This is a genomic window from Stenotrophomonas maltophilia group sp. Smal17 (genome assembly GCF_030237045.1).
GTDB classification, from domain to species: Bacteria; Pseudomonadota; Gammaproteobacteria; order Xanthomonadales; family Xanthomonadaceae; genus Stenotrophomonas; species Stenotrophomonas forensis.
The window spans coordinates 42,496-50,066 of sequence record NZ_JASJSU010000003.1; the positions used below are offsets into that span (position 1 = coordinate 42,496).

At 68.2% G+C, this 7,571-nt stretch carries 6 protein-coding genes; 4 read left to right on the forward strand and 2 right to left on the reverse strand.

Going from position 1 to position 7,571, the window contains the following annotated elements:
- Window positions 1–83: 83 nt before the first annotated feature.
- Complete coding sequence (gene hutC, locus QRO93_RS02110; protein ID WP_180880119.1) at window positions 84–812, reverse strand: histidine utilization repressor; 729 nt, start codon at window positions 810–812, stop codon at window positions 84–86.
- Window positions 813–839: 27 nt separating this feature from the next.
- Window positions 840–2,210 carry a formimidoylglutamate deiminase gene (locus QRO93_RS02115; RefSeq protein WP_180880117.1) on the reverse strand — a complete coding sequence of 457 codons (1,371 nt, stop codon included), beginning with the start codon at window positions 2,208–2,210 and terminating at the stop codon, window positions 840–842.
- Between the two features lie 67 nt (window positions 2,211–2,277).
- Here QRO93_RS02115 and hutI point away from each other — a divergent pair, with 67 nt between their 5' ends.
- The 4 genes from hutI to hutU are packed head-to-tail and all read left to right on the forward strand — an operon-like array spanning window position 2,278 to window position 7,554.
- Entirely contained in the window at window positions 2,278–3,501 is a 1,224-nt protein-coding gene (gene hutI / locus QRO93_RS02120; RefSeq protein WP_180880115.1) for an imidazolonepropionase, read from the forward strand.
- Complete coding sequence (hutH, locus tag QRO93_RS02125) at window positions 3,498–5,039, forward strand: histidine ammonia-lyase (protein WP_180880113.1); 1,542 nt, start codon at window positions 3,498–3,500, stop codon at window positions 5,037–5,039. Before hutI ends, hutH begins: the two co-directional genes overlap by 4 nt.
- Window positions 5,036–5,890: an N-formylglutamate deformylase gene (gene hutG / locus QRO93_RS02130; RefSeq protein WP_053450187.1), complete on the forward strand. Its 855-nt coding sequence runs from the start codon at window positions 5,036–5,038 to the stop codon at window positions 5,888–5,890. Before hutH ends, hutG begins: the two co-directional genes overlap by 4 nt.
- Entirely contained in the window at window positions 5,887–7,554 is a 1,668-nt protein-coding gene (hutU, locus tag QRO93_RS02135; protein ID WP_180880111.1) for a urocanate hydratase, read from the forward strand. The genes hutG and hutU overlap by 4 nt, the downstream gene beginning before the upstream one ends.
- Window positions 7,555–7,571 lie beyond the last annotated feature (17 nt).

Here is a 7,571-nt window from a genome sequence, read left to right on the forward strand (position 1 = left end):
TGGCGTGGATCTACCAAGGGTTCGCACGCATCGCGTAATCCCAACCGGGATTCAGTAGATCCACGCGATGCGTGGATCCGCCCTTACCGCGCCCCCGGCGCAAACCGCGCCACCAGATCCCAGGCGTCGCCCAGGAACACCTGCCGCACGCGGGTGATCGGCTGTTCACCGCGCCACGTCAGCCGCTCGATCACCAGGCAGGCGGTGCCGGGCTTCACCTCCAGCAGCTTGGCCGTGGCGGTGTCCGCGCCCCAGGCACTGATGCGGTGCTGGGCCCGGGTCCATGACACGTTCTGCAGCAGCCAGCTACCCGGCGCTGTGGTGTTGAAATCGACCTCCAGCACCTCGGGCACGCCCACCGGACTGATCAAGCGGTGTTCCAGCGCCAGCGGGCGACCATCGGCCAGGTGCAGGCAGCGCATCGCCAACAGCTTCTGCTGGCCGGCCAGCTCCACTTCACCGGCATTGCCGGCGTCGGCCAGGCGCAGCTCGCGTTGCAGCAGCTGGTAGCCGTACTGATGACCGCGCGAACCAACCTCCATCGCGATATCGGGGATCTCCAGCGCCACCTGCTCCAGGTGCGGCGGCTGCCGCGCCACGAACGAGCCGGCGCGACGGCGGCGCTCGATCATGCCGCTCTCGGCCAGTGCGGTCAGCACCTTGTTCACCGTCATCCGTGAGCAATCGTACTGCTCCATCAGCTCGTGCTCGTACGGAATACGGAAGCCCGGCGCCCACTCTCCGCTGAGGATGCGGCTTTCCAGATCGCTGCGGATACGCTGGTTGAGCGTGGCGGACTTGCTGGCCTTCACGTAATGGGGTCTCGGTGGCGGGGGCGATCAGCCCAGCACGCCCTTCAGGGCGGCGGCAAAGGCGGTGGTGATCGCCTCGCGCTGCAGGTGGCGGCCGTCGGCCACGCACTGGCGGCCATGGCGCCAGACCGATCGCAGCGCGCCATTACGTGCGGCGAACACCCAGCTGTCAAGCCATGCGTCGTCCTGTCGCGCCTGCAGCGCGGGATGCGCAGCGTCCAGTTCAACCAGGTCGGCACTGGCACCGACCCGCAGTCCGGCGGCCACGCCCAGCGCCTGCGCACCGCCGTGCAGTGCGCCCTCGAACAGGAAGCGACCGGTGCTGCGGGTGGCATCCGGGGCCAGCACATTGCGCCCGCGCAGGGTCAGGCGCTGGCCGTACTCAAGCAGGCGCAGCTCTTCGGCGGCATCGATCAGCACATTGGAATCGGAACCGACGCCGAAGCGACCGCCTTCGCGTGCGAACGCCTGCATCGGGAACAGGCCGTCGCCCAGGTTGGCCTCGGTGATCGGGCACAGGCCGGCCACGGCCTGGCTGGCTACGATGGCTGCGCGCTCGTCATCGGTGATGTGGGTGGCATGCACCAGGCACCAGCGCGCATCCACCGGCGCATGGTTGAACAGCCACTGCACCGGGCGCTGGCCGCTCCAGGCCAGGCAGGCCTCGACTTCGCGCACCTGCTCGGCGATATGGATATGCACCGGGCCTTCGGTGAGCGGCAACAATGCACCCAGTTCCTCGCCCGTGACTGCGCGCAGGCTGTGCGGAGCGATGCCGAGCACCGCATCGGGCAGCGCGTCCAATGCCGGCTTGGCGGCCTCCAACAGCTGCGCGAAGCCGTCCACATCGTGGATCAAGCGACGCTGCGCGGGATTCGGCGCCGCACCGCCAAAGTCGGCATGGGCATAGAACACCGGCAGCAGGGTCAGGCCGATGCCGGTCTGATCGGCCGCCGCCGCAATCCTCGCACTCATCTCGGCACGGTTGGCATGCGGGCGGCCGTCGGCATCGTGGTGCAGATAGTGAAATTCGCCAACGCGGGTGAAGCCGCTTTCCAGCATTTCCATATAGGCCTGGGCGGCGATGGCCTGCACCGCATCCGGGCGCAGGTGGGCCAGGAAGCGGTACATCAGCTCGCGCCAGCTCCAGAAACTGTCGCCGTCACCGCCGCCGATCTCGGTCAGGCCGGCCATGCCGCGCTGGAACGCGTGGCTGTGCAGGTTGGGCAGGCCCGGCACCAGGATGCCGACCCGGGTATCGCCCGGCTGCGTACCCTGGCCCGCGCGGATGTCCGTGATGCGGCCGTCCTGCACCTGCAGCTGGACATCGCGGGCCCAGCCCCCGGCTAGCAGGGCGTGGGCGGCATGGAATCTGTGGGGGGAACGCGAATCGGACATGGCTGGACAACCCGAAATGGACGCCTATATTGTATAGACATATAAGCACAGCCGCGTTGTGGATGCCATGCACGTCGATACCCTCTGGTCCAACGTCCACCTGATCACCCTCGACGGCGACGGCCTGGGCGTCATCCGCGATGGCGTGCTGGCCTGCGCCGACGGACGCATCGTCCATGTCGGCACCGCCGGCAGCGATGCCCACCTGCAACCGACCACCCGCATCGACGGCGAAGGCCGCTGGATCTCGCCGGGACTGATCGACTGCCACACCCATCTGGTCTACGCCGGCAACCGCGCCAACGAGTTCGAGCAGCGCCTGCAGGGCGTCAGCTATGCGGAGATCGCCCGTGCCGGCGGCGGCATCGTCTCCACCGTACGCGCCACCCGCGCCGCGACGCCGGAACAGCTGGCCCGCGAAAGCCGCCCACGCCTGCTGGCGATGCGCGCCGAAGGCGTGACCACGCTCGAGATCAAATCCGGCTACGGCCTGACCCTGCCCGACGAACGCAAGCAGTTGCAGGTGGCGCGTGCGCTGGGCGAGGAATGCCGGGTCAACGTGGTGACCACCTTCCTCGGCGCACATGCCATCCCGCCGGGCCGCGAGGCACAGGAGTACACCGACGAGGTGTGCAACGTGATGATTCCGGCCATCGCCGCCGAAGCCCTGGCCGAAGCGGTGGACGTGTTCTGCGAGAACATCGCCTTCTCGCCCGCACAGGCGCGGCAGGTGTTCGAGGCGGCACGTGCCCACGGGCTGGCGGTGAAGATCCATGCCGAGCAGCTGAGCAACCAGCATGGCGCCGAACTGGCGGCCGGCTTCGGTGCACTCTCGGCCGACCATATCGAACACCTCGATGACGCCGGCATCGCCGCGATGGCCGCCGCCGGCACCGTCGCCGTGCTGCTGCCCGGCGCCTTCTATTTCACCCGCGATACCACCCTGCCGCCGATCGCGGCGCTGCGTGCGGCCGGGGTGCCGCTGGCGCTGGCCACCGACAGCAACCCGGGCACCTCGCCCCTGACCAGCCCACTGCTCGCGATGAACATGGGCGCCACCCTGTTCCGCCTGACCGTGGACGAGTGCATCGCCGGTTTCACCCGTGAAGCGGCGCGTGCACTGGGCCATGGCAACCGTATCGGCCGCCTGGCCGTGGGCATGGACTGCGACCTGGCGATCTGGGACATCGACGCCCCCGCCGACCTGGTCTATCGCATTGGATTCAACCCGCTGCACGCGCGCGTGGTGCGCGGACAGCCCGACCTGCCTGCCTCCTGGAGCAACACATGAGCAACACCCTGGTTCTTCGCCCCGGCCACGTCACTCTCGCCCAGTGGCGGCAGGTCTATCGCGGTTCACCGCTGGCACTGGACCCGGCCGCGCTGCCGGTGGTGCGTGCCAGTGCCGCGGCCGTGGCCGCCATCGTCGCCAAGGGCGCGCCGGTCTATGGCATCAACACCGGCTTCGGCAAGCTGGCCAGCGTGCGCATCGAGCGCGAGGACCTGGCCACCCTGCAGCGGAACATCGTGCTCTCGCATGCGGCAGGCGTCGGCGAACCAATGCCGGCCAGCGTGGTGCGCCTGATGATGGCGCTGAAGCTGGTCAGCCTGGCGCAGGGTGCTTCGGGCATCCGCGAAGAAACCCTGCTGCTGCTGGAAGCGATGCTGGTCAAGGGCGTGCTGCCGGTGGTGCCGGCACAGGGCTCAGTGGGTGCTTCGGGTGACCTGGCACCGCTCTCGCACCTCGCCAGCGTGATGCTGGGCGTGGGCGAAGCCTTCATCGGCGACGAACGCCTGCCGGCGATCGATGCACTGGCACGCGCCGGTCTGCAGCCGATCGAACTGGGTGCAAAGGAAGGCCTGGCGCTGCTCAACGGCACCCAGTTCTCCACCGCCTATGCGCTGGCCGGCCTGTTCGAGATCGAGACCGTGTTCCAGGCCGCGCTGGTCACCGGTGCGCTGTCGGTGGAAGCGGCCAAGGGCTCCGATACGCCGTTCGATCCGCGCATCCACGCCATCCGCGGCCAGCGCGGGCAGATTGCCACTGCGGCCACGCTGCGCACGCTGATGCAGGGCTCGGACATCCGCGAATCGCACCGTGACAACGACGTGCGCGTGCAGGACCCGTACTGCCTGCGCTGCCAGCCGCAGGTGATGGGCGCCGCACTGGACATCCTGCGCCAGGCCGCGACCACGCTGGAAATCGAAGCCAATGGCGTGTCCGACAATCCGCTGGTGTTCACCGACACCGGCGAAGCCCTTTCCGGTGGCAACTTCCACGCCGAGCCGGTCGCCTTTGCCGCCGACATGCTGGCGATGGCGGTGTGCGAGATCGGTTCGATCAGCGAGCGCCGCCTGGCGATGCTGGTGGACCCGGCGCTGTCCGGCCTGCCGGCGTTCCTGACCCCGCGCCCGGGGCTGAATTCCGGCTTCATGATTCCGCAGGTGACCGCCGCCGCACTGGTCTCGGAAAACAAGCAGCGCGCCTACCCGGCCAGCGTTGATTCGATCCCGACTTCGGCCAACCAGGAAGACCATGTGTCGATGGCCGCGCACGGTGCGCGCCGCCTGATGCAGATGGCCGAGAACGCGGCCAACGTGATCGGCATCGAGCTGCTGGCCGCCGCGCAGGGCTGCGACTTCCACGCCCCGCTGCGCTCCAGCACCGCGCTGGAAAGCGTGCGCGCCACCCTGCGCGCACAGGTGCCGACGCTGGAAGAAGATCGCTACTTCCACCCGGACATGGTGACCGCCACGAACCTGGTGCGCAGCGGCGCGCTGGCGCAGGGCCTGAGCGATCTGTTGCCGACCGTGGAACCGCAGGCATGAATGCCCATCCCGAATGGCTGACCGTGCACGAGGGCGACGCCCCCCTCATCGTCAGCTTCCCGCATACCGGCAGCGAGCTGCCGCATGACCTGATCGGCCACTACCACTCGCCGTGGTTGGCACGCCGCGATGCCGACTGGTGGGTGCACGAGTTGTACGACTTCGTGCGTGGCATGGGCGCAACCACCGTGCGCTCGGCGATCTCACGTTCGGTGATCGATCTCAATCGTGATCCCAGCGGTGTCTCGCTTTACCCGGGCCAGAACACCACCGGGCTGTGCCCGCTGACCACCTTCGACAACCAGCCGCTGTACCACGCCGGGCGCGAACCGGACGACGCGGAAATCGCGCGCCGCCGCGATACCTATTTCCTGCCCTACCACGATGCGCTGGCCGCGCAGATCACCCGCCTGCGCGCACGCCATGGCACCGTGGTGGTGTACGACGCGCACTCGATCCGCTCGCACATTCCACACCTGTTCGACGGCGAACTGCCGCAGTTCAACCTGGGCACCGCCGGCCCCTCCGGTGCGCCGGACACGTCCTGCGACAACGCGTTGAGCGATGTAGTGGAGAACCTGCTGAAAATCAGCGGCATGAGCCAGGTGCGCAACGGCCGCTTCAAGGGCGGCTGGATCACACGCCACTACAGCAACGTCGCCGGCGGCGTGCACAGCCTGCAGATGGAACTGGCCTGCCGCGGCTACATGCACGAGCCGCTGCCCGACCAGGTGGACGAACACAGTTGGCCCACCCCGCTCGACCCCGACCACGCCGCACCGCTGCGCCACACCCTGGCGCAGGTGCTCAATGCCTGCCTTGAATTCGCAACGAACCGGAGCGCCGCATGACCCGCAACGACCCGTCCCGCACCATTGCCGCGCCGACCGGCACCACGCTGAACGCCAAGAGCTGGCTGACCGAAGCGCCGCTGCGCATGCTGATGAACAACCTGCACCCGGACGTGGCCGAACGGCCGCAGGAACTGGTGGTGTACGGCGGCATCGGCCGCGCCGCGCGCGACTGGGAGAGCTTCGATGCGATCGTCGAAACGCTCAAGCGCCTGGACGACGACCAGACCCTGCTGGTGCAGTCGGGCAAGCCGGTGGGCGTGTTCCGCACCCACGCCGACGCACCGCGCGTGCTGATCGCCAATTCCAACCTGGTGCCGCGCTGGGCCAACTGGGACCACTTCAACGAGCTGGACAAGAAGGGCCTGGCCATGTACGGCCAGATGACCGCCGGCAGCTGGATCTACATCGGCGCGCAGGGCATCGTGCAGGGTACCTACGAGACCTTCGTGGAGATGGGCCGCCAGCACTTCGGGGGCGACCTGACCGGCAAGTGGCTGTTCACCGGCGGCCTCGGTGGCATGGGCGGCGCGCAGCCGCTGGCCGCGGTGATGGCCGGCGCCTCGTGCCTGGCGGTGGAATGCCGCAAGAGCAGCATCGACATGCGCCTGCGCACCGGCTATCTGGATACGTGGACCGACAACCTGGACGAAGCGCTGCGCCTGATCGACGAATCGTGCAAGGCCGGTACACCGAAGTCGGTGGGCCTGTTGGGCAATGTGGCCGATGTACTGGCCGAACTGCTGGCGCGTGGCATCAAGCCGGACCTGCTGACCGACCAGACCTCCGCGCACGACCCGGTGAACGGCTACCTGCCGCAGGGCTGGACGGTCGAGCAATGGGACGACAAGCGCGCATCCGCTCCCAAGGAAGTGGAGAAGGCTGCACGCGCGTCGATGGCCAACCACATCCGCGCCATGCTCGGCTTCCACGCGCTGGGCGTGCCGACCGTGGACTACGGCAACAACCTGCGGCAGATGGCGCTGGAAGAAGGCGTGGAGAACGCGTTCGACTTCCCCGGTTTCGTGCCGGCCTATATCCGTCCGCTGTTCTGCCGCGGCATCGGCCCATTCCGCTGGGCGGCATTGAGCGGTGACCCGGAAGACATCGCCAAGACCGATGCAAAGGTGAAGGAACTGATTCCGGACAACCCGCACCTGCATCGCTGGCTGGACATGGCCGCCGAGAAGATCAAGTTCCAGGGCCTGCCGGCGCGCATCTGCTGGGTGGGCCTGGGTGACCGCGATCGCCTCGGCCTGGCCTTCAACGAAATGGTCGCCAATGGTGAACTGAAGGCGCCAGTGGTGATCGGCCGCGACCATCTGGACAGCGGCAGCGTGGCGTCGCCGAACCGCGAAACCGAAGCCATGGCCGACGGCTCCGATGCAGTATCCGACTGGCCGCTGCTGAACGCCCTGCTCAATACCGCCAGCGGCGCCACCTGGGTGTCGCTGCACCACGGCGGCGGCGTCGGCATGGGCTTCTCGCAGCACGCCGGCATGGTGATCGTCTGCGACGGCACCGAAGCCGCCGCCAAGCGCATCGGCCGCGTGCTGTGGAACGACCCGGCCACCGGCGTGATGCGCCACGCCGATGCCGGCTATGACATCGCGATCGACTGCGCGAAGGAAAAGGGATTGGATCTGCCGGGAATCCTGGGCTGATCGCAGGGGTGCCGGGC